20 protein-coding genes and 1 pseudogene are annotated in these 23515 nt (G+C 71.0%); 12 read left to right on the top strand and 9 right to left on the bottom strand.

Annotation, left to right across the window (positions count from 1 at the left end; all coding sequences use genetic code 11):
- Positions 1-41: 41 nt before the first annotated feature.
- Positions 42-1043, top strand: a complete 1002-nt coding sequence (locus ACFVWD_RS27670) for a response regulator transcription factor (protein WP_389599884.1) — start codon at positions 42-44, stop codon at positions 1041-1043.
- Between the two features lie 78 nt (positions 1044-1121).
- Here ACFVWD_RS27670 and acnA read toward each other — a convergent pair whose 3' ends face one another.
- Positions 1122-3836: an aconitate hydratase AcnA gene (acnA, locus tag ACFVWD_RS27665; protein WP_389599883.1), complete on the bottom strand. Its 2715-nt coding sequence runs from the start codon at positions 3834-3836 to the stop codon at positions 1122-1124.
- Positions 3837-4160: 324 nt separating this feature from the next.
- Between acnA and ACFVWD_RS27660 the strand changes: the two genes are divergently transcribed.
- The 3 genes from ACFVWD_RS27660 to ACFVWD_RS27650 all read left to right on the top strand — a co-directional run bounded on the left by ACFVWD_RS27660 (position 4161) and on the right by ACFVWD_RS27650 (position 6962).
- Positions 4161-5021, top strand: a complete 861-nt coding sequence (locus tag ACFVWD_RS27660) for a helix-turn-helix transcriptional regulator (RefSeq protein WP_389599882.1) — start codon at positions 4161-4163, stop codon at positions 5019-5021.
- A gap of 119 nt (positions 5022-5140) precedes the next feature.
- On the top strand, positions 5141-5338 hold the full coding sequence (locus ACFVWD_RS27655; RefSeq protein ID WP_389599880.1) for a DUF4236 domain-containing protein: 198 nt from the start codon (positions 5141-5143) through the stop codon (positions 5336-5338).
- Positions 5339-5432: 94 nt separating this feature from the next.
- Positions 5433-6962: a helix-turn-helix domain-containing protein gene (locus ACFVWD_RS27650; RefSeq protein ID WP_389599878.1), complete on the top strand. Its 1530-nt coding sequence runs from the start codon at positions 5433-5435 to the stop codon at positions 6960-6962.
- Positions 6963-7057: 95 nt separating this feature from the next.
- Here the strand turns inward: ACFVWD_RS27650 and ACFVWD_RS27645 are convergent, their stop codons facing one another.
- Positions 7058-7504 carry a DUF6299 family protein gene (locus ACFVWD_RS27645; protein ID WP_389599876.1) on the bottom strand — a complete coding sequence of 149 codons (447 nt, stop codon included), beginning with the start codon at positions 7502-7504 and terminating at the stop codon, positions 7058-7060.
- 306 nt (positions 7505-7810) lie between these two features.
- Between ACFVWD_RS27645 and ACFVWD_RS27640 the strand changes: the two genes are divergently transcribed.
- Complete coding sequence (locus tag ACFVWD_RS27640; RefSeq protein WP_095852133.1) at positions 7811-8005, top strand: DUF5999 family protein; 195 nt, start codon at positions 7811-7813, stop codon at positions 8003-8005.
- Between the two features lie 27 nt (positions 8006-8032).
- Here the strand turns inward: ACFVWD_RS27640 and ACFVWD_RS27635 are convergent, their stop codons facing one another.
- On the bottom strand, positions 8033-8431 hold the full coding sequence (locus ACFVWD_RS27635) for a RidA family protein (RefSeq protein WP_389599874.1): 399 nt from the start codon (positions 8429-8431) through the stop codon (positions 8033-8035).
- A gap of 22 nt (positions 8432-8453) precedes the next feature.
- Positions 8454-9833: an acyl-CoA dehydrogenase family protein gene (locus ACFVWD_RS27630; RefSeq protein ID WP_389599872.1), complete on the bottom strand. Its 1380-nt coding sequence runs from the start codon at positions 9831-9833 to the stop codon at positions 8454-8456.
- Positions 9834-10009: 176 nt separating this feature from the next.
- On the opposite strand from ACFVWD_RS27630, the gene ACFVWD_RS27625 reads away from it, so the two are divergent.
- The 4 genes and pseudogenes from ACFVWD_RS27625 to ACFVWD_RS27610 all read left to right on the top strand — a co-directional run bounded on the left by ACFVWD_RS27625 (position 10010) and on the right by ACFVWD_RS27610 (position 13368).
- On the top strand, positions 10010-11692 hold the full coding sequence (locus ACFVWD_RS27625; protein WP_389599870.1) for an AMP-binding protein: 1683 nt from the start codon (positions 10010-10012) through the stop codon (positions 11690-11692).
- A gap of 15 nt (positions 11693-11707) precedes the next feature.
- Positions 11708-12529, top strand: a complete 822-nt coding sequence (locus tag ACFVWD_RS27620) for a PaaX family transcriptional regulator C-terminal domain-containing protein (RefSeq protein WP_389599869.1) — start codon at positions 11708-11710, stop codon at positions 12527-12529.
- A 113-nt stretch (positions 12530-12642) separates the two neighbouring features.
- Positions 12643-13099, top strand: a pseudogene (gene cysC / locus ACFVWD_RS27615) (adenylyl-sulfate kinase); the annotation flags it as partial.
- Between the two features lie 29 nt (positions 13100-13128).
- A complete protein-coding gene (locus tag ACFVWD_RS27610) occupies positions 13129-13368 on the top strand; it encodes a hypothetical protein (protein ID WP_389599900.1) in 240 nt (79 codons plus the stop codon).
- Between the two features lie 18 nt (positions 13369-13386).
- Here ACFVWD_RS27610 and ACFVWD_RS27605 read toward each other — a convergent pair whose 3' ends face one another.
- Together ACFVWD_RS27605 and ACFVWD_RS27600 are read right to left on the bottom strand one after the other, a co-directional pair.
- Positions 13387-15696 (bottom strand): bifunctional salicylyl-CoA 5-hydroxylase/oxidoreductase, encoded by a 2310-nt coding sequence (locus ACFVWD_RS27605; protein WP_389599867.1) that lies wholly within the window; start codon positions 15694-15696, stop codon positions 13387-13389.
- Positions 15681-16508, bottom strand: coding sequence for an enoyl-CoA hydratase family protein (locus tag ACFVWD_RS27600; protein WP_168496572.1), 828 nt, complete (start codon positions 16506-16508; stop codon positions 15681-15683). Before ACFVWD_RS27600 ends, ACFVWD_RS27605 begins: the two co-directional genes overlap by 16 nt.
- A gap of 346 nt (positions 16509-16854) precedes the next feature.
- Between ACFVWD_RS27600 and ACFVWD_RS27595 the strand changes: the two genes are divergently transcribed.
- A complete protein-coding gene (locus ACFVWD_RS27595; protein WP_168512048.1) occupies positions 16855-17307 on the top strand; it encodes an ATP-binding protein in 453 nt (150 codons plus the stop codon).
- Here the strand turns inward: ACFVWD_RS27595 and ACFVWD_RS27590 are convergent.
- The 3 genes from ACFVWD_RS27590 to ACFVWD_RS27580 all read right to left on the bottom strand — a co-directional run bounded on the left by ACFVWD_RS27590 (position 17267) and on the right by ACFVWD_RS27580 (position 21306).
- Positions 17267-18736, bottom strand: coding sequence for an amino acid permease (locus tag ACFVWD_RS27590; protein WP_389599865.1), 1470 nt, complete (start codon positions 18734-18736; stop codon positions 17267-17269). The two genes, ACFVWD_RS27595 and ACFVWD_RS27590, sit on opposite strands and share 41 nt — an antisense overlap.
- A 112-nt stretch (positions 18737-18848) precedes the next feature.
- Positions 18849-19883, bottom strand: coding sequence for an ornithine carbamoyltransferase (gene argF, locus ACFVWD_RS27585; protein WP_389599863.1), 1035 nt, complete (start codon positions 19881-19883; stop codon positions 18849-18851).
- Between the two features lie 193 nt (positions 19884-20076).
- Complete coding sequence (locus tag ACFVWD_RS27580) at positions 20077-21306, bottom strand: arginine deiminase (protein WP_389599862.1); 1230 nt, start codon at positions 21304-21306, stop codon at positions 20077-20079.
- Between the two features lie 167 nt (positions 21307-21473).
- Here ACFVWD_RS27580 and ACFVWD_RS27575 point away from each other — a divergent pair, with 167 nt between their 5' ends.
- Both ACFVWD_RS27575 and ACFVWD_RS27570 read left to right on the top strand, forming a co-directional pair.
- Positions 21474-22523, top strand: a complete 1050-nt coding sequence (locus tag ACFVWD_RS27575) for an SPFH domain-containing protein (protein WP_389599860.1) — start codon at positions 21474-21476, stop codon at positions 22521-22523.
- Positions 22520-23413: a hypothetical protein gene (locus ACFVWD_RS27570; RefSeq protein ID WP_168496560.1), complete on the top strand. Its 894-nt coding sequence runs from the start codon at positions 22520-22522 to the stop codon at positions 23411-23413. Before ACFVWD_RS27575 ends, ACFVWD_RS27570 begins: the two co-directional genes overlap by 4 nt.
- Positions 23414-23515 lie beyond the last annotated feature (102 nt).

Here is a 23515-nt window from a genome sequence, read left to right as displayed (position 1 = left end):
TTGCGAAAGTTCTTAACAAAGATCGTCTACCGTGCCGGGCCATGGTGAACACGGCATACGACACGGCAAGGGAAACCCCTGCCGCGAGCCCCTGGGCCGCGGTGGGGGTCTCCGCGTTCGACGAGCTGTTGTACCAGGCCATCCTGAACCAGCCCGACGCCGGCGCGGCCGGCTGGGCGCTGCTGACCGGTGCCTCCCCGGCCCGGGTCCGCGAGGCCTGCAACCGGCTGCTCACTCTCGGGTTGCTGCAACCACCGGACTCCATGGGCGGGTTACGGGCGGTCGACCCCCGGGTGGCGATCCGCGCGCTGATCCGGCGGCGCGAGACGGAGTCCGAACTGCTTGCCGCCACCGCCGAGGAGATGGCGACCGCGTACGAGGCGGGGCTGCTTCGCGAGGAGCCGTCCCGGCTGGTCGAGGTGGCCTCCGGCGAGGGCGCCATCGCGGCGCGCCTGGAGGAGATGTACGCGCGCGCGGAGCACGAGGTGTGCCTTTTCGACACACCGCCGTATCTCGCCCCGCCCACTCCGCAGGTGGATCTCCAGGCCGATCTGCTCAGCCGCGGAATCGTCTCTCGGGGGATCTACGCGGCGACCGGCCTGGAGGATCCGAAGGTCCTGTCCCGCGCCCTGAGTATGGTCGAACTCGGCGAGCAGGCCCGGGTGTTGCCGACCGTGCCGCTCAAGCTGCTGGTGGTCGACGGATGTCGGGCGCTGCTGCCGCTGACCGCCTCCGCGGCCGGCGGCTACTGTGCCGTCGTGGTGTGGCACTCGGCGGTCACCGAGGCCTTGCAGAAGCTCTTCGAGCTGGCCTGGCAGCAGGCGACCCCGCTCGGCCAGCCGGTCTCCGACGGTGAACTCACCGAGGACGAGCGGACGTTGACCCGGCTGCTGGCCGCCGGGTTGAAGGACGAGGCGGTCGCCCGTCATCTGGGGGTGAGCCTGCGGACACTGCGCCGCCGGGTGAGTGATCTGCAGGAGCGGCTGGGCGCGGCCAGCCGTTTCCAGCTGGGGATGCGGGCGGCGCAGCGCGGCTGGGTGTAGGTGCGCGGACGGGCCGTGGCATGCGAAGGGCCGCACCCCTCCGAGGAGGAGTGCGGCCCGGCCGCCGTACCGGATCGCCTACTTGCGGATCAGGTTGCGCAGCACGTACTGCATGATGCCGCCGTTGCGGTAGTAGTCCGCCTCGCCGGGGGTGTCGATGCGGACGACCGCGTCGAACTCGACGCCGGTGTCGGTGGTGACCTTCACCGTGCGCGGGGTGGTGCCGTTGTTGAGCTCCTCGACGCCGGTGAAGGAGAAGGTCTCCTCGCCGGTGAGGCCGAGGGTCTCGGCGGTGGCGCCCTCCGGGAACTGGAGCGGCAGGACGCCCATGCCGATGAGGTTCGAGCGGTGGATGCGCTCGTACGACTCGGCGATGACGGCCTTGACGCCGAGGAGCGCGGTGCCCTTGGCGGCCCAGTCGCGGGACGAGCCGGAGCCGTACTCCTTGCCGGCCAGGATGACCAGCGGGGTGCCCTGCTCGATGTAGTTGCGCGAGGCGTCGTAGATGAACGCGACGGGCGCGCCCTCGACGGTGAAGTCGCGGGTGTAGCCGCCCTCGGTGCCCGGCGCGATCTGGTTGCGCAGGCGGATGTTGGCGAACGTGCCGCGGATCATGACCTCGTGGTTGCCTCGGCGCGAGCCGTAGGAGTTGAAGTCACGACGCTCCACACCGTGCTCGGTGAGGTACTTGCCGGCCGGGGTGTCGGCCTTGATGGCGCCGGCGGGCGAGATGTGGTCCGTCGTCACCGAGTCGCCCAGCTTGGCGAGCACACGGGCACCGGCGATGTCGGTGACCGGGGACGGCTCGTGCGCCATGCCCTCGAAGTACGGGGGCTTGCGGACGTAGGTGGACTGCGGGTCCCACTCGAAGGTGTTGCCGGTCGGGATCGGCAGCGCCTGCCACTGGGCGTCGCCCGCGAAGACGTCCTGGTAGGACTTGTTGAACATGTCCTCGCCGATGGCGTTCGCCACGACGTCGTTGACCTCGGCCTCGGAGGGCCAGATGTCGGCCAGGTAGACCGGCTTGCCGTCCTGGTCGATGCCCAGCGCGTCCTTGGTGATGTCCACCTTCATGGAGCCCGCGAGGGCGTACGCGACGACCAGCGGCGGGGAGGCCAGGTAGTTCATCTTGACGTCGGGGTTGATACGGCCCTCGAAGTTCCGGTTGCCCGAGAGGACCGAGGTGACGGCGAGGTCGTGGTCGTTGACGGCCTTGGAGACCTCCTCCGGCAGCGGGCCGGAGTTGCCGATGCAGGTGGTGCAGCCGTAGCCGACGAGGTTGAAGCCGACCTTGTCGAGGTAGGGGGTGAGCCCCGCCTTGTCGAAGTAGTCGGTGACGACCTTGGAGCCGGGGGCGAGGGTGGTCTTGACCCACGGCTTGCGGGTCAGGCCCTTCTCGACCGCCTTCTTGGCCACCAGCGCGGCGGCGACCATGACGTACGGGTTCGAGGTGTTGGTGCAGGACGTGATGGCCGCGACCGTCACCGCGCCGTGGTCGATCTCGTAGGTCGAGCCGTCGGGGGCGGTGACCGTGGTCGGACGGGTCGGCACGCCGTTGGTGGTGGCCGGGGAGTCGGAGGCCGGGAAGGACTCCTTGCCCGCCTCGTCGTCCTCGTCGACGTAGTTGCGCACGTCCTGCGCGAACTGCTGCGCGGCGCCTGCCAGGATGATCCGGTCCTGCGGGCGCTTCGGGCCGGCGATCGACGGGACGACCGTCGAGAGGTCCAGTTCCAGCTTCTCGGAGAAGTCGGGCTCGGCGGCCGGGTCGAGCCAGAGGCCCTGCTCCTTGGCGTACGCCTCGACGAGCGCGAGCTGCTGCTCGCTGCGGCCGGTCAGCTTGAGGTACTTGATCGTTTCTGCGTCGATCGGGAAGATCGCGGCCGTCGAGCCGAACTCCGGCGACATGTTGCCGATGGTGGCGCGGTTGGCCAGCGAGGTGGCGGCGACGCCCTCGCCGTAGAACTCGACGAACTTGCCGACGACGCCGTGCTTGCGCAGCATCTCGGTGATCGTGAGCACGAGGTCGGTGGCGGTGGTGCCCGGGGTGAGCTCACCGGTCAGCTTGAAGCCGACGACGCGCGGGATGAGCATGGAGACCGGCTGGCCGAGCATCGCGGCCTCGGCCTCGATGCCGCCGACGCCCCAGCCGAGCACACCGAGGCCGTTGACCATGGTGGTGTGCGAGTCGGTGCCGACGAGCGTGTCGGGGTACGCCTGGCCGTTACGGACCATGACCGTGCGCGCCAGGTGCTCGATGTTCACCTGGTGGACGATGCCGGTGCCCGGCGGGACGACCTTGAACTCGTCGAAGGCGGTCTGGCCCCAGCGCAGGAACTGGTAGCGCTCCTTGTTGCGGCCGTACTCCAGCTCGACGTTCTGCGCGAACGCGTCGTTCGTGCCGAACTTGTCGGCGATGACGGAGTGGTCGATGACCAGCTCGGCCGGGGCCAGCGGGTTGATCTTCGCCGGGTCGCCGCCGAGCTCCTTGACGGCCTCACGCATGGTGGCGAGGTCGACGACACAGGGCACGCCGGTGAAGTCCTGCATGATCACGCGGGCGGGCGTGAACTGGATCTCCTGGCTGGGCTGCGCCTGGGATTCCCAGTTGCCGATGGACCGGATGTGGTCGGCGGTGATGTTCGCGCCGTCCTCGGTGCGGAGCAGGTTCTCCAGCAGCACCTTCAGGCTGTACGGAAGGCGAGCCGAGCCTTCCACCTTGTCCAGCCGGAAGATCTCGTACGACTCGTCGCCCACCTGCAGCGTGCTGCGGGCGTCGAAGCTGTTCGCCGACACGACAGTCTCCTTCATTGATGTGCGCGTTCCCACCGCATCCTGCCGCCACGACGTCTTGGCCGATCCGCTAAGGTAAGGCTAAGTTAGGTAAGCCTTACCGCGAGACCTGATGACAACGTGCGACTGCGGTGCACCTCGGCAGATATCTCGATGTCGAGATAACTCTAGTACATGGGCGTCCACTGGTCATGCCCGGCATGCTGTCGACGCGCCCTCGGCCGAGCTTCGCGAGGACACGGAACGACGGAGCGTGCGGTCTCGAGCCCGTCTTCCTGGCACTGCCAGTACCAGGCACGGGCGGGCGGACCGGTGCACAGTGGGGGGATGGCGAGTACGGAGTTCGGGCGGACGGTCCGGCGCTGGCGGGACCGGGTCTCCCCCGAGGCGGCCGGGCTCCCCGTCGGTGGACACCGGCGCGCGGCCGGACTGCGCCGCGAGGAGCTGGCGCTGCTGGCCGGGATCTCGGTCGACTATGTCACCCGGCTCGAACAGGGCCGGGCGAGCAACCCCTCGGAGCAGATCGTCGAGGCGCTCGGACGGGCGCTGCGGCTGTCCGGCGCCGAGCGCGAACACCTCTTCCATCTCGCCGGGCTGGTCCCGCCGGGACGCGGCACGGTGCCCGCCCACATCCCCCCCGGCGTACACCGGATGCTGGACCGGCTGACCGGAACGCCCGTCGCGGTCTTCGACGCGGCGTGGAACCTGCTGCTGGCCAACCCGCTGTACGCGGCCCTGATGGGTGACCCGTCCGGATGGCGCGGCAACGAGCGCAACGCGGTGTGGCGCAACCTCGTGGGACCGGGCACCCACGTCCGCCACACCCCCGAGGCCCGGCGCGAGTTCGAGACCACCGTGGTCGCCGACCTGCGCGCTACCGCGCACCGGTATCCGGCGGACCAGCGGCTGCGGCGCCTGATCGAGGAGCTGCGCGCGAACAGCGACCGGTTCGCCGAGTTGTGGGAGTCCGAGGCCGTGGGCCACCACGAGTCCTCGCGCAAGACCGTCGACCATCCGCAACTGGGCCCCCTGACGCTCGACTGCGACGTGCTCAGCGTCGCGGGCAGCGACCTGCGCATCATGGTCTACACGGCCGAGCCCGGAACGCGGGACGCCGAACAGGTCGCCCTGCTCGGGGTCATCGGCACCCAGACGCTCCTGGAGCGCGGGGCGGCCGAACGAGGCTGAACACGCCGGGAGTTCACAGGCAGCCATCGCCCGCTTCGGGGTACTGGGAACGGGACGCGCCACAGTCGGCGTAGCAAACCGAGACAAACAGCCGTGAACTGTAGTAAGGCGGACCACTCATGCCCCTCACGTTCCGCAAGAGCTTCCGCATCCTTCCCGGGGTGCGGCTGAACATCAACCGGCGCTCGTGGTCGATCACCACGGGCGGCCGGCACGGGCCGCACGACACCCGCAGCAGCACCGGACGCCGCACCACCTCGATGGATCTGCCGGGCCCCTTCGGCTGGCGGCGCACGACACGTCGGCGGGAGCGCTGACCGAACTCCCATGCGCGTGCGGTGTGCTGCAGCCCACTACCCGGACGGGTGCGCTCCGTTTCTCTTTATCTCACATCAGATATACGGTCGCGCCATGGCAGACGACTACCTCGTACGCATCGGCAAGCTCATCCGTGACGCCCGGCAACACCGGGGCTGGACACAGTCGCAGCTCGCCGAGGCGCTCGGCACAAGTCAGAGCGCCGTTAATCGCATCGAGCGCGGCAACCAAAACATCAGCCTTGAGATGATCGCTCGAATCGGTGAAGCCCTGGACAGCGAAATCGTGTCCCTGGGCTACGCGGGTCCGATGCATCTGCGCGTGGTCGGCGGACGTCGTCTGTCCGGCTCGATCGATGTCAAGACCAGTAAGAACGCGTGCGTCGCGCTGCTGTGCGCGACGCTGCTGAACAAGGGGCGCACGGTGCTGCGCCGGGTGGCCCGGATCGAAGAGGTCTACCGCCTTCTGGAGGTACTCGGTTCGATCGGCGTCCGCACCCGCTGGATCAACGACGGCGTCGACCTCGAGATCGCGCCCCCGAGCGAGCTGGACATGGAGGCGATCGACGCCGAGGCCGCCCGCCGGACGCGGTCCATCATCATGTTCCTCGGCCCGCTGCTGCACCGTATGGACACCTTCAGGCTGCCGTACGCGGGCGGTTGCGACCTCGGCACCAGGACCATCGAGCCGCACATGATCGCGCTGCGGCGGTTCGGGCTCGACATCGCCGCCACCGAGGGGCTCTACCACGCCCAGGTCGACAGGGCCGTCTCCCCCGGCCGGCCCATCGTGCTGACCGAGCGCGGGGACACCGTCACCGAGAACGCGCTGCTCGCCGCCGCCCGCCACGACGGCGTGACCGTCATCCGCAACGCCTCCTCCAACTACATGGTCCAGGACCTGTGCTTCTTCCTGGAGGCACTCGGCGTACGGGTGGAGGGCATCGGCACGACCACACTCACCGTCCACGGCGTGCCGAACATCGACGTGGACGTGGACTACTCGCCCTCCGAGGACCCGGTCGAGGCGATGAGCCTGCTCGCCGCCGCGGTGGTCACCGAGTCGGAGCTGACGGTGCGCCGGGTGCCGATCGAGTTCCTGGAGATCGAGCTCGCGGTACTGGAGGAGATGGGCCTCGACCACGACCGCACACCGGAGTACTTCGCCGACAACGGCCGTACCCGGCTGGTGGACCTGACCGTACGGCCCTCCAAGCTGGAGGCGCCGATCGACAAGATCCACCCGATGCCGTTCCCGGGCCTGAACATCGACAACGTGCCGTTCTTCGCGGCCATCGCGGCCTCCGCACAGGGCAAGACCCTCATCCACGACTGGGTCTACGACAACCGGGCCATCTACCTGACCGACCTCAACCGGCTCGGCGGCCGGCTGCAGCTCCTCGACCCGCACCGCGTGCTGGTCGAGGGCCCGACCCGCTGGCGCGCCGCCGAGATGATGTGCCCGCCCGCGCTGCGCCCCGCGGTGGTCGTGCTGCTGGCGATGATGGCGGCCGACGGCACGTCCGTGCTGCGCAATGTGTACGTCATCAACCGCGGCTACGAGGACCTGGCCGAGCGGCTCAACTCGATCGGAGCACAGATCGAGACGTTCCGGGACATCTAGGACGACCAGAAGGTGGTGGGGCTCGCCGGGGGACGACTTCGCGTCGTCCTCAGGCGAGCCCGCCGGGTGCCGTCCCGTCCCGCCCGTGTGCCGGCTCAGCCCTCCATGAGGGTGATGTCCTGCTGCTGCAGCGCGTGGAACAGCGGCAGTGGCAGACCGCCCAGGGCGGGGCTCAGTTCCATCAGGGTGGCCTCGACATGGGCGGCGCCCGGTGCGAGGGTGCCGGGTGTGCGCTTCTCCGAGTTGGTCCATCGGTGCTCCGCGCCGTCGCAGACCGCCGCGCTGCCGCCGATGCCGTAGCGGATCCGGGGGTCGCCCTGCGAGACCGACGAGGAGACGAGCACCGGACCCGTACCGCTCAGACAGCGGTAGGTGCCGGACAGGGTGACGGTTCCGTCGGCGGCGAGGTGACCGGACGAGTCGACGGTGACCGTCTCGGACGGGGCCGACAGGGCGCCGACGGACACGGCGACGGCGGACGGTGTGAACAGCAGCAGGAGCGCGGCGCCGGTGGCCGCGCCGATGACCTGGCGCAAGGGCATGAGGTACCTCCTGGAACATGGGGGGCTCCACAGGTACCGGGCGCACGGGCCCGAGGCAGTGATCCTCACTCCTTTGGTGGCGAGTCCGGTACCCGGCGGGTCCGGTCCGTCGTGGGTCGAGTCCGTCGTGGGTCGAGTCCGTCGTGGGTCGAGTCCGTGCGTCATGGGAACGTTCGAGAGTTGTCCGCGTGTTGTCACGCTTCTCGACCGGCGGTTCCGATGAGTTCGCCACGGGAGCATGGTCTTACGTATGCGAGGCGGCGACAGCGCCGTCGACACTCATCGCATCCGACGTGGAGGTGCGTCATGTGTTCCCACCAAACTCTGTGCCCGTCCGCGGACTCCAACGCTCCGCACATCGTGTCGGCCCACCCCGAGCAGGGCTGGAGCCTGCTGTGCAACGGCGCGATCGTCTTCGACGACAGCGGTGAACTGCTTCCCGACGGCAGCGTGGTCGCTCCGCACCGGGTGTTCGCCGAGCGGCTGGCCGTCGCCGCCTAGTCCCTCCGGGAGTTCCGGGGCGGGTTCCTACGGCAGCACCGCGAAACCGTCGAGTTCGACCAGGGCCTGTTCGTCCCAGAGGCGGGCAGCGCCGACGACGGCCATCGCGGGATAGTCGCGGCCCGCCAACCGCCGCCAGACGCGGCCGAGTTCGGGGGCTCGCGCACGGTAGTCCGCGACATCGGTGGCGTAGACCGTGACCCGCGCGAGGTCGGCCGGGGTGCCGCCCGCGGCCCGCAACGCCGTCAGCAGATTGGTCAGCGCCTTCTCGAACTGCTCCGGGAGGGTCTCGCCGACCACCTTCCCGTCCGTGTCCAGCGCGGTCTGGCCCGCCAGGAAGACCACGCGGCTACCCGTGGCGACGACGGCGTGCGAGAAGCCGGTGGGCGGGGAGAGCTCGGGCGGGTTGACGCGCTCGGTGCTCACGGAACCTCCAGGCTCTCGACGCTCACGGGGCCTCCACCGACGCGTACAGCTCCTTGGCGATGACCGCCCGCTGGACCTCGCTGGCGCCTTCGTAGATACGCGGCGCGCGGACCTCCCGGTAGAGATGTTCGAGGAGATGGCCGCGGCACAGGGCACGGGCGCCGTGCAGTTGGACCGCCGCGTCGACCACGTACTGGGCCGTCTCGGTCGCCAGCAGCTTCGCCATCGCCGCGCGCCGGGGCACGTCCGGGGCCCCTTCGTCGTACGCCGCCGCCGCCGCGTAGACCATCAGGCGGGCCGCCTCCGTACGCAGCGCCATCTCGGCGACCTGGTGGGCCACCGTCTGCAGGTCCTTCAGCCTGCCGCCGAACGCCTCACGCCCGGCCGTGTGCGTGAGCGTCGCCGCGAGGGCCGCCCCCGCCATGCCGACCGCGAAGGCGCCCACGCTCGGGCGGAAGAGGTTGAGGGTGTGCATCGCGACCCGGAAACCGCGGTCGGGCTCGCCGAGCACGTCGTCCGCCGTCACCGGTACGGCGTCGAAGGCGAGGGCGCCGATGGGGTGCGGGGAGAGCATGTCGAGCGGGGTGCCGGTGAGGCCCGGCCGGTCGGCGGGCACCAGGAAGGCGGTGACGCCACGGGCTCCGGCGCCCGGGGTGGTCCGCGCGAAGACGGTGTAGAAGTCGGCCTCGGGCGCGTTGGAGATCCAGCACTTCTCCCCACTGAGCCGCCAGCTCCCCCAGCCGTCACGCTCCGCAACCGGCGGCTCCTGCGCCTCGACGACGGACGGCCCGGGGCCCGCGAGCGAGGAACCGGGGTCCGCGGGCAAGGTTCCGGAGGCCGCAGGCACGGCCCTGGGGACTCCGGGCGCGACCCCAGAAGCCGCAGGCACGGCTCCGGGGACTCCGGACTCCGCTCCAGAGGCCGCGGATGAGGCCCCGCGGGCCGCGGGTGCGGCTTCGCCGGGCGCCGGTGCGGAAGTGGGCGCCCGTGTGGCGTCCCGATCCGCACGGAGCGCCAGCGCCGCCGCGTCCGAGCCCGCGCCCGGCTCGCTGAGCGCGAACGCGGCCACCGCGCTGCCGTCCACGACCCGGGGCAGCCAGCGCTCGCGCTGCGCCCGGGTGCCGTACGCGTGCACCGGATGCGCACCGAGGCCCTGCAGGGCGAGCGCCGTCTCGGCCTCGGTGCAGCCGTGCGCCAAAGACTCCCGCATCAGGCACAGATCGAGCGCGCCCGAGGTGAACAGCCGGTCGATCAGCCCGAGCCGGCCCAACTCGACGACGAGGGCACGGTTGACGTGCCCCGGCTCGCCCTTCTCCGCCAGCGGGCGCAACCGCTCCTCGGCCAGCGCGCGCAGCTCGGCACACCAGGCGGTCTGTGCCGGATCGAGCGAGAATGCGGTCATTGCCGGTTCCCTCTCCGCCGTCGGACTGCGGACCCAAGGTTATCGCGAGACGTTGACTGTCGTCACCAACACGATACGCTCCTTGTGCGAGCCGAGAGCACTGAGAGCTGAGCACTGAGAGCCACGAGCTGCGAGCTGAGCGCTGCGAGCCCACCACGACAAGGGGGCGAACCTCCATGGACGGCGACACCTTGGAGCCGACGACCTCGGCCCACGTCGACACCTTCGCCCGCGACCACCTCCCGCCCCCCGAGCAGTGGCCCGAACTCCCCTTCGACCTGCCCGAGCTGCACTACCCGGAACGGCTGAACTGCGCCGCCGAACTCCTCGGCGACAAGCCACCGCAGCGCCCCGCCTTCCGCACGCCGTCCGGCGACCTGTGGACGTACGGGCACCTCCTCGCCCGGGTGGACCGGATCGCCCACGTCCTGACCACCGAACTGGGCGTCGTGCCCGGCAACCGGGTGCTGCTGCGCGGGCCCACCACACCCTGGCTCGCCGCATGCTGGCTGGCGGTCCTGAAGGCAGGCGCGGTCGCCGTCACGGTGCTCGCCCAGCAGCGCCCGCACGAGCTGACCACCATGTGCACAATCGCCCACGTCACACACGCGCTGTGCGACGTACGGTCGGTCGACGACCTGGCGAAGGCGGAGATCCCGGGGCTGCGGATCACGACGTACGGCGGAGACGCGCCCGACGACCTGCTGCTGCGCATCACGGGCGCCCCGGACGAGCCGTTCACCGCGGTCGACACGGCCGCCGACGACGTCGCGCTGATCGCGTTCACCTCCGGCACCACCGGCCGCCCCAAGGGCTGCGTGCACTTCCACCGCGATGTGCTGGCCATAGCGGACACCTTCTCGAAGCATGTGCTGCGGCCGCGCGAGGACGACGTCTTCACCGGCAGTCCCCCGCTGGGCTTCACGTTCGGGCTCGGCGGCCTCGTCGTCTTCCCGATGCGCGCCGGCGCCTGCTCCCTGCTGCTCGAACAGGCGGGCCCCAAGCAGCTGTTGCCCGCGATCACCGAGCACCGCGTCTCGGTGCTGTTCACCGCGCCGACCGCCTACCGGGCGATGCTGGCGGACCTGGACGAGCACGACACGACCTCGCTGCGGCGCTGTGTGTCCGCGGGCGAGAACCTGCCCGCCGCGACCTGGCGGGCCTGGCACAGCCGCACCGGGCTGAGCATCATCAACGGCATCGGCGCCACCGAGCTGCTGCACATCTTCATCTCCGCGGCCGACGAGCACATCCGCCCCGGGACGACGGGCGTCCCCGTACCGGGATGGCAGGCGCGGGTGGTCGACGCCGAGGGGGAGCCCGTGCCGGACGGCGAGCCCGGACTGCTCGCGGTGCGCGGCCCGGTCGGCTGCCGCTATCTCGCCGACCCCCGGCAGCGGGAGTACGTGCGCGGCGGCTGGAACATCACCGGCGACACCTATGTGCGCGACCCCGACGGCTACTTCCGCTATGTCGCCCGCGCCGACGACATGATCGTCTCGGCGGGGTACAACATCGCCGGGCCCGAGGTCGAGGACGCCCTGCTGCGCCATCCGGACGTGGTCGAGACGGCCGTGGTGGGGCGGTCGGACGAGGCACGCGGGCAGGTCGTGGTGGCGTACACGGTCCTCAGGGAGGGGGCGCGCAAGGACGCCGAGGCGCTGCGCGCCTTCCTCAAGTCCGAGCTGGCGCCGTACAAGTGCCCCCGCGAGTTCGTCTTCCTGGACTCCCTGCCGCGCACGGCGACGGGAAAGCTGCAACGTTTCCGGCTGCGTACGGACGCTCCGCCGACGAGCGGCAAGACCCCGTCGTCGCCCGCGCCGGAGGGTGAGTTGTCCACCGGCGGCGGTCCCAAGTGATCTTCGCGCACTAGAGTGATCGACGTGTCAGAGCAGCACGCCCCCCGGTCCCTCATCGTCACGTTCTACGGCGCGTACGGCCGTTTCATGCCCGGCCCCGTGCCGGTGGCCGAGTTGATCCGGCTCCTCGCCGCGGTCGGCGTCGACGCGCCCTCCGTACGCTCGTCGGTGTCCCGGCTCAAGCGCCGCGGACTGCTCGAACCGGCCCGTACGGCGGCGGGCGGCGCGGGGTACGCGCTGTCGCCGGACGCCCGCCAACTGCTGCAGGACGGCGACCGGCGGGTGTACGCGACGGCGCCCCCCGAGGACGAGGGCTGGGTGCTCGCCGTCTTCTCCGTGCCGGAGTCCGAGCGGCAGAAGCGTCACGTACTGCGCTCACGCCTCGCCGGTCTCGGCTTCGGGACGGCGGCCCCCGGCGTCTGGCTCGCCCCCGCGCGGCTCTACGAGGAGACCCGGCACACCCTGGCGCGACTGCGGCTCGACCCTTACGTGGAGCTGTTCCGCGGGGAGCACCTGGGCTTCGCGGCGACGGCGGACGCGGTCGCGCGCTGGTGGGACCTGGCGGCGATCGCCAAGCAGCACGAGGCCTTCCTCGACCAGCACGCGGCCGTGCTGCACGACTGGCGGCGGCGCGCGGACACCCCGCCCGAGGAGGCGTACCGCGACTATCTGCTCGCCCTGGACACCTGGCGCCACCTCCCGTACGCCGACCCGGGGCTGCCCGCCGCGCTGCTGCCCGAGGACTGGCCGGGCGCACGCTCGGCCGCCGTGTTCCGGGCGCTGCACGAGCGGCTGCGGGACACGGGGGCGAGCTTCACCGAACCCATCGATGTGTGACCTCGGTTACATCATGAGGCGCTAAGGGAACCCTCAGTCTCTTCCGTCCCTCTTCTCATGTTTCTTACCTAGCGTCGGGAGCCGCACGCCAGGACAGGAAGAGGACCGCACGTATGACCACCACGGCAAGGGCTCAGGGAGCCACCGTCTGGCTCACGGGCCTGCCGAGCGCGGGCAAGACGACCATCGCCCGGATACTCGGTACCCGCCTGAAGGCGGAGGGGCACCGGGTGGAGATCCTCGACGGCGACGAGATCCGCCGGTTCCTCTCCGCGGGTCTCGGCTTCTCGCGCGAGGACCGCAACACCAACGTGCAGCGCATCGGCCTGGTCTCCGAGGTGCTCGCCCGCAACGGCGTCCTCGCCGTGGTGCCTGTCATCGCCCCGTACGCCGACAGCCGCGACGCCGTCCGGCAGCGGCACGAGGCGAGCGGGACGCCGTACATCGAGGTGCACGTCGCCACCCCTGTCGAGGTGTGCGGCGAGCGCGATGTGAAGGGGCTGTACGCCCGGCAGGCCGCGGGCCGGCTGACCGGGCTCACCGGCGTCGACGACCCCTACGAGCCGCCGCTCGACAGGGCGCTCAGGGTCGGCGACCGGGTGCTGGTCAAGCACACGACGCGGACCGTGAAGGCGATCGTCAAGGACCTCGGCGGGGTGGGCGAGTTGACCGCGAACGACCTTGGCCGGATCACCCTGCGCACCGCCGAGCCGCTCGCGCTCGACGACTACGCGGACGTACGCCGCACCGGCGCGTTCCTCGTCGTCGACCCGGCGGACGGCTCGACACTGACGGCGGGCATGGCCGACCTCTCCGCCCAGGATGCCCAGGACGCCTAGGACCCCCTTCGGTCGCTCTCAAGTCCCCAGTGAAAGCCGGGGCTTGGGGGCGTCGGTGCGTCCGGTCTGCGGGCGGCGGCTGCCCGCGCGGTAGGGCTTGGGCCAGGTGACGCCCGGACCCTCGTACCTCTGCTCGGCCGCCGCGTGCAGCGTCCAGTGCGGGTCGTAGAGATGCGGCCGAGCGAGTGCGCACAGGTCCGTACGCCCGGCCAGGATCAGGGAGTTGACGTCGTCCCAGGAGGAGATCGCGCCGACGGCGATCACAGGGAGGCCGGTCTCGTGGCGGATCCGGTCGGCGAACGGGGTCTGGTACGAGCGGCCGTACTCGGGCTGTTCGTCGGCGACCACCTGCCCGGTCGACACATCGACCGCGTCGGCGCCGTGCACGGCGAAGGCCCGGGCGATCGCCACGCCCTCGTCCCCGGTGTTGCCGCCCTCGGCCCAGTCGGTGGCGGAGATACGGACGGTCATGGGCCGCTCCTCCGGCCACACCGCCCGTACGGCGTCGAAGACCTCCAGCGGGAAGCGCAGTCTGCGTTCCAGTGAGCCGCCGTAGGCGTCGGTGCGCCGGTTGGTGAGCGGTGAGAGGAAGCCGGAGAGCAGGTAGCCGTGGGCGCAGTGCAGTTCGAGGAGGTCGAAGCCGCAGCGGGCGGCACGCCATGCGGCTGCGGCGAACTGCTCGCGGATGTCCGTGAGTTGGGCGCGGGACAGCTGCCGGGGGGTCTGGCTGCGCGGTCCGTACGGGATGGGGGAGGCGGCCACGAGCGGCCAGTTGCCCTCCTCCAGGGGCTCGTCGATGCCCTCCCACATCAGCTTCGTGGAACCCTTGCGGCCGGAGTGGCCGAGCTGGACGCCGATCGCGGTGCCGGGCGCCTGGGCGTGCACGAAGCGGATGATCCGCCGCCAGGACTCGGCCTGCCGGTGTGAGTAGAGGCCCGTGCAGCCGGGTGTGATGCGGCCCTCGGCGCTCACGCACACCATCTCGGTCATCACCAGGCCCGCGCCGCCGAGCGCCCGTGCGCCCAGGTGGACGAGGTGGAAGTCGCCGGGGACGCCGTCCACGGCCGCGTACATGTCCATCGGTGAGACCACGACCCGGTTGCGCAGGGTCAGACCGCGCAGCCGGAACGGGGTGAACATCGGCGGTGTGCCGGGCGGGCAGCCGAACTCGCGCTCGACCGCCGCCGTGAAGTGCGCGTCGCGCAGCCGCAGGTTGTCGTGCGTGACACGGCGGCTGCGGGTGAGGAGGTTGAAGGCGAACTGGCGGGCGGGCTGGTGGAGATACAGCCCCAGGTTCTCGAACCACTCCAGGCTGGCCCGCGCGGCCCGCTGGGTGGACGCGACGACAGGGCGCCGCTCCTCCTCGTACGCGGCGAGTGCCTCGTCGAGGGTGGGCCGCTCCTCCAGGCAGGCGGCCAGCGCGAGCGCGTCCTCGACGGCGAGCTTGGTGCCGGAGCCGATGGAGAAGTGGGCGGTGTGCGCGGCGTCGCCGAGGAGGACCAGATTGCCGTGGGACCAGCGGTCGTTGACCACCGTGCGGAAGGTGGTCCACATCGACTTGTTGGACCGCAACTGCCGCCCGCCGAGCGCGTCGGTGAAGATCTTGCCGCAGGCCTCGACGGACTCCTGCTCGTCGAGGTCCGCGAAACCGGCCGCCCGCCACACCTCTTCGCGCATCTCGACGATGACGGTGGAGGCGTCGGCCGCGTACGGGTAGCCGTGCAGCTGCATCACGCCGTGTTCGGTCTCGACGATCTCGAAGCGGAAGGAGTCGAAGGCGAAGTCGGCGGCGAGCCAGATGTAACGGCACCGGTGCTCCTCGACCGACGGTCCGAACACCTCCGCGTACGCCGCCCGGGCCGGGCTGTGCACCCCGTCGGCGGCGACGACCAGGTCGTACGCCGTCATCAGTTCGGCGACCGGCGGGGCCTCGGCCCGGAAGCGCAGCTCGACGCCGAGCGAGCGGCAGCGCTCGTGCAGGATCTCAAGGAGCCGGCGCCGGCCGAGCGCCGCGAAGCCATGGCCTCCAGAGGTGCTGCGCACGCCCCGGTGCACGATGTCGATGTCGTCCCAGCGCACGAACTCGTCCTGGAGCGCCGCGTACACGGCCGGGTCGGCGTGCTCGATCCCGCCGAGCGTCTCGTCGGAGAGCACGACACCGAAGCCGAAGGTGTCGTCGGGGGCGTTGCGCTCCCAGACGGTGACCTCGCGGCCCGGGTCGAGGCGCTTGAGGAGCGCGGCGGCGTACAGCCCGCCGGGGCCGCCGCCGATGACGGCGACACGCACAGACGCGCACGTCCGCGTCGCCACGGCTATCGCCCCCGCCACTTCGGCGCGCGCTTCTCCGTGAACGCCGCATGGAACTCGGCGTAGTCCTCGCCGGTCATCAGAAGGGCCTGGGTCGAGGCGTCGAGCTCGACGGAGGCGGCGAGGGGCATGTCCAGTTCGGCGGTGAGCAGGGCCTTGGTCTGGGCGTACGCGAGAGCCGGGCCCTCGGCCAGGCGGCGGGCCAGCCGCTGGGCGGCCTCGTCCGCGCTGCCCTCGTCGGCCAGCTCGCTGATCAGGCCGATCCGCTCGGCCTCGGGCGCGCGCACCGGTTCGCCGAGCATCAGCAGCCGGGTCGCGTGGCCGAGCCCGACGACCCTGGGCAGCAGATAGGCGGCGCCCATGTCGCCGCCGGACAGTCCGACGCGGGTGAAGAGGAAGGCGAACCGGGCGCTCGGGTCGGCCACCCGGAAGTCGGCAGCCAGGGCGAGAACGGCTCCGGCGCCCGCCGCGACCCCGTGCACCGCCGCGATCACCGGGAACGGGCACTCCCGTACGGCCCGCACGACCTGCCCGGTCATCCGGTTGAAGTCCAGGAGCTGGGCGGTGTCCATGGACAGGGTCGCGCCGATGATCTCGTCGACGTCGCCGCCGGAGCAGAAGCCGCGCCCCTCCCCCGCCAGCACCAGCGCCCGTACCGACCGCTCACGGGAGAGCTCGGCGAGCAGATCACGCAGGTCGGCGTAGGCGCCGAAGGTGAGGGCGTTGAGTTTCTCGGGGCGGGCCAGGGTGACCGTGGCGACCCCGTCGGTGACCTCGCACCTCAGGTGCTGCCAGTCGGAGGTGCGGGCGGCGGAGCCGGTGAAGGGACTCATGACGGGCGGCCTCCTCGGACGGGGGGCGGCGGTCCGCGCCCCAGGGCGCTGGACAGCGGTCGTCGTTACTCCACGAAGTTATCACCACTCTGTGACTGTCGTCACGACCACGCAATAACCCGGTCGTGAAGTGACCGTTTACCGTCACCGAGTCACGGGTTCTCGATAGCCCCGTAACGGCGGGGGCACCTCGCGGGAGGCGGGGCGTTGAGCTGGGTACGGGGCCTCATGCCGAGCCGAACGTCCTGGGAGGGCGCCCACCGAATGTCCTGGAAAGCGCCCGCCTGACGCCTCCGTCCGGCCGCGCCGTACCATTCCTCACATTGAAAGCAGGACAGCCTGCTCCATGAACGGACCCACCTTGCACGACACCCCCGCCCCCGCCTCCTGGCGCATCGCGCTGCCGCACACCTCCGCGGCCGTGCCGGTCGCCCGTGCCCTGGTCCGCACCGCGCTGGCCGAGCTGAAGCACGCGGCCGACAGCGACACCGCGGAACTGCTCACCGCGGAACTGGTCGCCAACGCCGTGGAGCACACCGCGGGGGACGGTCCCATAGAGCTGGTCGTGGAGCTGATGCCGACCGGCTGTCAGGTCGAGGTGCACGACCCGGACCCGGCGCCGCCGGGCAACCTCACGGTCCCGGAGCCGCCCGGTGAGCCCGACCCCTGGCAGGAGCACGGGCGCGGCCTCCTCCTGATCCGCACCCTCAGCTCCTCCTGCGGTCACCGGCCCACCGGCTCCGGCAAGGCGGTCTGGTTCAGACTGCCTGTGGTGCCCGCTCAGCGGCGTCCGGTGTGACCCCGGCGCCGGGAACGGCCGCGGGAGCGGCCCCGGCCGCGGCCAGCAGGGAGTTGCGGCGCCCGTAGAGCACGTACACGAGGAAGCCGGCCGCCAGGAAGCACACGAACTGGATCCAGGTCGTCCAGCCCGTCTCGTACATCAGATACAGACAGAAGCCGATGCCGAGCAGCGGCACCACGGGGTAGAGCGGCACCCGGAACGTCCTGGCAAGACCCGGATCCCGGCGCCGCAGCGCGATCACCGCGACATTGACGGCGGCCATGGTGGCGAGCGTGCCGATCGTCGTCAGGTTGACGACGGCGTCCAGCGGGGCGAAGGCCGCCGGAACGGCGAAGACGATCGCGACGATCAGGGTTCCCGCGACCGGTGTCGAGGTCCTCGGCGAGATCTTCTCGAAGACGCGCGACACGAGCCCGTCGCGGGACATGGACATGAGAATGCGGGTCTGTCCGTACATCACCGCGAGCACGACCGAGGCGATGGCGACGACCGCTCCGAACGCGACGACCCCGGCGCCGACCGTGGAGCCGGTGACCACGTTGACGACGTACGACAGCGCGGCGGGCCGCCCGGCGACCGCGTCGCCGCCGACGGCGCCGATCGCCGCGAGAGCCACCGCGCAGTACAGCAGGGTGACCAGACCGATGCAGACCAGAACGGCGATCGGGATGTCGCGGCGGGGATCCTTGGCCTCCTCGCCGGCCGTGGTGATCGCGTCGAAGCCGATGTACGAGAAGAAGGCCGCCGTGGTGCCCGCGCCGATCCCGCCGAGCCCGGCCGGGGAGAACGGCGTGAGGTTGCCGTGCTTGAAGGCGCTGAACCCGATCGCGCAGAAGGCGACGAGCACGACGAGCTTCAGCACGGCCATGGCCGCGGTCGCCCGGGCGCTCTCGCGCACCCCGCGGATCAGCAGGACCGAGGCCAGCGCGATCACGATGACCGCGGGAAGGTTGACGATCCCGCCGTCGGACGGGCCGGCCGAGAGCGCGGAGGGCAGCTGCAGGCCTGTGAGGCTGTGCAGCAGTTCGTTGACGTACTGGCTCCAGCCGACCGCCACGGCCGACACGGAGACGCCGTACTCCAGGAGCAGACACCAGCCGACGAGGAAGGCCGTGCCCTCGCCCAGTCCCGCGTAGGCGAAGGAGTACGAGGACCCGGAGACCGGGATCGCGCCGCCGAGCTCGGCGAAGGAGAACGCGGTGAAGACGCAGGTGATCGCCGCGAGGATGAACGACACGACCACGGCGGGTCCGGCCTGCGCGACCGAGTCGGAGAGTCCGACGAAGATCCCGGTGCCGACGATCGCGCCGACGCCGAAGCAGATGAGCTGGAAGAGGCCCATGGTCCGCTTGAGGCCATGGCCTTCGCGGTCGGCGCCCGATTCGGCCATCAGCAGCTGGGGGGACTTGATGCGTGGAGCGGACATGCGGGTGGTGCTCATTTCCGGTGGTGCGGGGTGCGACGGGGTCGGTCGCGCGGCGGTCGCGGAAGGGGTGGCTCCGGACCGCCGGTCAGGACAAGGCCTGCGGGGACCTCCGTCAGGCCAGGACCTCGGGGATTCCCGGTCGGCCCAGGGTGGCGACCATGATCGCCTTGATGGTGTGCAGCCGGTTCTCGGCCTCGTCGAAGACGACCGAGTGCGCCGACTCGAACACCTCGTCGGTGACCTCCAGCGAGTCGAGGCCGTGGGTCTCGTGGATCTCGCGGCCGACCTTGGTGCCCAGGTCGTGGAAGGCGGGCAGGCAGTGCAGGAACTTCACATCCGGGTTGCCGGTGGCGCGCAGCACGTCCATGGTCACGGCATACGGGGACAGCGCGGCGATGCGCTCGTCCCACACCTCCTTGGGCTCGCCCATCGAGACCCAGACGTCGGTGGCCACGAAGTCGGCGCCGTGGACGCCCTCGCCGAGGTGCTCGGTGAGGGTGATGCGTCCGCCGTTGCTCTCGGCGAGCTTGCGGGCCTCGGCGATGATCTCCTCGGCGGGCCAGTAGGCCTCCGGGGCGACGATCCGGACGTCCATGCCGAGGAGCGCGCCGGTGACCAGGTAGGAGTTGCCCATGTTGAAACGGGCGTCACCCAGGTAGGCGAAGGCGATCTCGCCGAGCGGCTTGTCGCAGTGCTCGGTCATGGTGAGCACGTCGGCGAGCATCTGGGTGGGGTGCCAGTCGTCGGTCAGACCGTTGTAGACGGGCACTCCGGCGTGCGCGGCCAGCTCCTCGACGGAGGCCTGGCTGTCACCCCGGTACTCGATCGCGTCGAACATCCGGCCGAGCACACGCGCGGTGTCCTTCACGGACTCCTTGTGGCCCATCTGCGAACCGGACGGGTCCAGATACGTCGTCGAGGCGCCCTGGTCCGCGGCGGCGACCTCGAACGCGCAGCGTGTACGAGTCGAGGTCTTCTCGAAGATCAGCGCGATGTTCCTGCCCCGCAGGTACTGCGTCTCGGCCCCGGCCTTCTTCGCCGCCTTGAGCTCGGCGGCCAGCTCGATCAGACCGCGGAACTCCTCCTCGGTGAAGTCCAGCTCCTTGAGGAAGTGGCGTCCGGCGAGGGCGGTCGGGACAGTCGCCATGGGGGCGCTCCAGGGATGCGAGAACGGGGACGAACAAAGGGGCGATTGGAAGTCTATACGATCCTTGACATTTCTATACGGGACCTCTTTGTGGACCTCGGGGACGGCAGCACGCCTTCAGGGGCGCGGGGCCCTCACATCGTGCGGCTCCGCCGCGTGGGCGCGACCAGCCCCCACCCGCCCGCACCCGAGATCAGACCCCCACCGCCCCCCTCTCCACAGGACAGCTCATACACCGAGGCCCACCCCGACCCCTCCCCAACTCACTCCCGGGAATCTCGATCACCTCGATACCCTGCTTCCGCAGATGCGTGTTGGTCGTCACGTTCCGCTCATAAGCGACGACGACCCCAGGCTCCACCGCGAGGACATTGCACCCGTCGTCCCACTGCTCCCGCTCCGCCGCATGCACATCCTGCGTCGCGGTCAGCACCCGGATCTCGCTCAGCCCCAGCGCCGCCGCGATCGCCCGGTGCATGTGCTCCGGCGGATGGTCGGTGACCTTCAGCTCCTTGTCCCCCGAGCCCGGTTCGATGGTGTACGAGCGGAGCATGCCGAGCCCCGCGTACTGGGTGAAGGTGTCGCCGTCGACCATCGTCATCACGGTGTCGAGGTGCATGAGGGCCCGCCGCTTGGGCATGTCGAGCGCCACGATCGTACGGGCCGACCCGGCGGCGAACAGCTTGTGCGCGAGCATCTCGACTGCCTGCGGCGTCGTGCGCTCGCTCATGCCGATGAGCACCGCGCCGTTGCCGATGACGAGCACGTCACCGCCCTCGATGGTGGACGGGTAGTCCGCCTGCCCCTCCGACCAGAGATTGAAGCCCTCGTCACGGAAGAGCGGATGGTGCCGGTAGATCGCCTCGAAGTGCACGGTCTCCCGCTGCCGCGCGGGCCAGCGCATGGCGTTGATGGAGACCCCGTCGTAGATCCAGGCGGAGGTGTCCCGGGTGAAGAGGTGATTGGGGAGCGGGCCGAGGAGGAAGTCGTCGAGGTCCATGACATGGAAGCGCACGGAGGTCGGCTCCAGGTGCGCGTCCAGGAACTCCCGCTTGGTCATCCCGCCGACCAGTGCGGCCGCCAGTTCCGGGGCGGGCAGGGTCTCGAAGGCCGCCCGGAGGTGGTCGGTGGCGAGCGGCCCGTACTCCTTCTCGTCGAAGACCCGGTCCAGGACGAGCGATCTCGCCGCCGGGATTTCCAGGGCCTCGGTGAGCAGGTCGCCGAAGAGATGGACGGCGACCCCGCGGTCGCGCAACACGTCCGCGAACCCGTCGTGCTCCGCCCGGGCCCGGCGCACCCACAGCACGTCGTCGAAGAGCAGCGCGTCCTTGTTGCTGGGGGTGAGCCTCTTGAGCTCGAGGTCGGGTCTGTGCAGGATGACGCGGCGCAGCCGCCCGGCCTCGGAGTCGACATGGAATCCCATGCCTCCATCCTGACCATCCGGACGCCTGTTCACCCGTGGATCGACGGGAGACGGGCGAGTTGATTTCGTCCCCTTGACGATAAGGGCGCCTCTTCGTTATCGTCACTGCGACGACAAAAGCGCATCACAGTGGGTCGCCGGGATCGCCCGGCGACGAGGGGGTACCCATGGCCGACATCACCCGGCGTCTCGGCTGGCGCCATCTGCGCGGGGCGCCGACCGCCCATGTCCGGCACCACCGGTCGGGCCGGCTGGTGCACGACGGCCCCGGACTCAGCTTCTGGTACCGCTCCCTGACCGCCACGCTCTCCGAAGTCCCGGTCGACGACCGCGAGTTGGCGATGACCTTCCACGCCCGTACGTCCGACTTCCAGGACGTCGCGGTGCAGGCGACCGTCACCTACCGGATCGTCGATCCCGGGGTCGCGGCCGCACGGCTCGACTTCTCCGTCGACCCCGACACCGGCTCCTGGCGCGGCGCGCCCCTCGAACAGCTGGGCTCGCTGCTGACCGAGACGGCCCAGCAGCACGCGCTGGACGTACTGGCCCGTACGTCGCTGGCGGCGGCCCTGGTGGACGGCGTCGCGTCGGTACGGGAGCGGATCGCGGGCGGGCTCGCCGCCGAACCCCGGCTGCCCGCGACGGGGATCGAGGTGGTGGCCGTACGGGTCGTCGCGTTGCGCCCGGAACCCGAGGTGGAGCGGGCGCTGCGCACTCCCGCCCGCGAGCAGATCCAGCAGGAGGCGGACAAGGCGACGTACGAGCGCCGGGCCGTCGCCGTCGAGCGGGAGCGGGCGATCGCCGAGAACGAGCTCGCCAGTCAGATCGAACTCGCCCGGCGCGAGGAGCAGTTGGTCGACCAGCGTGGCACCAACGCGCGGCGCGAGGCGGAGGAGCTCGCGGCGGCGGACGCGGTGCGGGCCGGGGCGGAGGCGGCGCGGACCGTGCGGCTCGCGGAGGCGGAGGGCACCCGGGTGGTGCAGCTCGCCAAGGCCGAGGCCACGGCCGCGCGGGAGGTCGGCGAGGCGCGGGCCGCGGCGCAGGCCGCCTGGCTGAGGGTCCACGGGGACGTGGACGTCGCCACGCTGCACGCCCTGACGGGCACGCGGCTCGCCGAGAATCTGCCGCGTATCGACAGCGTCACGGTGTCGCCGGACGTCCTGACGGGCCTGCTCGCGCGACTGGGCAACGGGGCCGCCGGGGGGCCGGAGCTGTGAGTCTCGCGCCCCGGGTCGTCCTCGTCCATCGCACGACGGAGTACGAGGAGCTGGTGGCCCGGCACGGGACGCACGGGCAGGCGGCGTTCTTCCTCTCCTCCCGGGGCCGGGACATCGAGGAGGTGGCACAGCGGCACCGCAGGGCGCGGGAGGCGCTGGCGGAGGTGGTGTCGGCGGTGCCGCTGACCTGGCGTCAGGCGCGCGTCGAGCGGGGCGACCTGGACCGCTTCCTCTTCGCTCCGGAGGACGTGGTGGTCGTGGTCGGGCAGGACGGGCTGGTGGCGAACGTGGCCAAGTACCTGACAGGACAGCCGGTGGTGGGGATCGACACCGACCCCGGACGGAACCCGGGGGTGCTCGTGCGGCACCGGCCGCGCGACGCGGGCGCGTTGCTCGCCTCGGCGCGCGGGGGCCGGGCCGACGAGCTGACCATGGTCGAGGCGGTCGCGGACGACACGCAGCGGCTCCTCGCACTCAACGAGATCTATCTCGGAACCGCGAGCCATCAGACGGCCCGCTATCGGCTGGGGCTCGACGAGTACGGGGGTGCCGTCGAGCCCCAGGCCTCCTCCGGGGTCCTGGTCGGCACCGGGACGGGCGCCAGCGGCTGGCTCCGCTCGGTGTGGCAGGAGCGGGGCGGTGAGCTGCCGCTGCCCGGACCCGCGGAGGAACGCCTGCTCTGGTTCGTCCGCGAGGCCTGGCCGTCGCCGGCCACCGGCACATCCCTCGTCTCCGGCACCCTCACCGCCTCCGCCCGCCTCTCCCTCACCGTCGAGTCCGACCGCCTCATCGCGTTCGGGGACGGCATGGAGGGCGATGCGGTGGAGTTGGTGTGGGGGCAGACGGTACGGGTGGGGGTGGCGGGGGTGAGGTTGCGTCTGGTGGGCTGAATCCTTCAGGAGCGCGGGGAACTGCGCGCCCAGCCCCCACCCACCCGCAGCCGAAGAAGGCACCCCGGGGGGTCTGGGGCGGCAGCCCCCAGGGATGGCACG

It is taken from the genome of Streptomyces sp. NPDC058086 (assembly GCF_042885015.1).
Taxonomy (GTDB): Bacteria; Actinomycetota; Actinomycetes; order Streptomycetales; family Streptomycetaceae; genus Streptomyces.
The sequence above is the reverse complement of the archived record's forward strand: the minus strand, read 5'-3'. Positions and strand labels throughout refer to the sequence as shown.

Excerpts from the sequence above, each read along its gene's own strand:
- ACFVWD_RS27580 (WP_389599862.1), bottom strand. The coding sequence starts at position 21,306 with ATGGGATTCCATGTCGACTCCGAGGCCGGGCGGCTGCGCCGCGTCATC.
- ACFVWD_RS27590 (WP_389599865.1), bottom strand. The coding sequence starts at position 18,736 with ATGTCCGCTCCACGCATCAAGTCCCCCCAGCTGCTGATGGCCGAATCG.
- ACFVWD_RS27645 (WP_389599876.1), bottom strand. The coding sequence starts at position 7,504 with ATGCCCTTGCGCCAGGTCATCGGCGCGGCCACCGGCGCCGCGCTCCTG.
- ACFVWD_RS27660 (WP_389599882.1), top strand. The coding sequence starts at position 4,161 with ATGGCGAGTACGGAGTTCGGGCGGACGGTCCGGCGCTGGCGGGACCGG.
- argF (WP_389599863.1), bottom strand. The coding sequence starts at position 19,883 with ATGGCGACTGTCCCGACCGCCCTCGCCGGACGCCACTTCCTCAAGGAG.
- ACFVWD_RS27575 (WP_389599860.1), top strand. The coding sequence starts at position 21,474 with ATGGCCGACATCACCCGGCGTCTCGGCTGGCGCCATCTGCGCGGGGCG.
- ACFVWD_RS27625 (WP_389599870.1), top strand. The coding sequence starts at position 10,010 with ATGGACGGCGACACCTTGGAGCCGACGACCTCGGCCCACGTCGACACC.
- ACFVWD_RS27630 (WP_389599872.1), bottom strand. The coding sequence starts at position 9,833 with ATGACCGCATTCTCGCTCGATCCGGCACAGACCGCCTGGTGTGCCGAG.
- ACFVWD_RS27600 (WP_168496572.1), bottom strand. The coding sequence starts at position 16,508 with ATGAGTCCCTTCACCGGCTCCGCCGCCCGCACCTCCGACTGGCAGCAC.
- ACFVWD_RS27650 (WP_389599878.1), top strand. The coding sequence starts at position 5,433 with ATGGCAGACGACTACCTCGTACGCATCGGCAAGCTCATCCGTGACGCC.
- ACFVWD_RS27640 (WP_095852133.1), top strand. The coding sequence starts at position 7,811 with ATGTGTTCCCACCAAACTCTGTGCCCGTCCGCGGACTCCAACGCTCCG.
- ACFVWD_RS27655 (WP_389599880.1), top strand. The coding sequence starts at position 5,141 with ATGCCCCTCACGTTCCGCAAGAGCTTCCGCATCCTTCCCGGGGTGCGG.
- ACFVWD_RS27595 (WP_168512048.1), top strand. The coding sequence starts at position 16,855 with ATGAACGGACCCACCTTGCACGACACCCCCGCCCCCGCCTCCTGGCGC.
- ACFVWD_RS27670 (WP_389599884.1), top strand. The coding sequence starts at position 42 with ATGGTGAACACGGCATACGACACGGCAAGGGAAACCCCTGCCGCGAGC.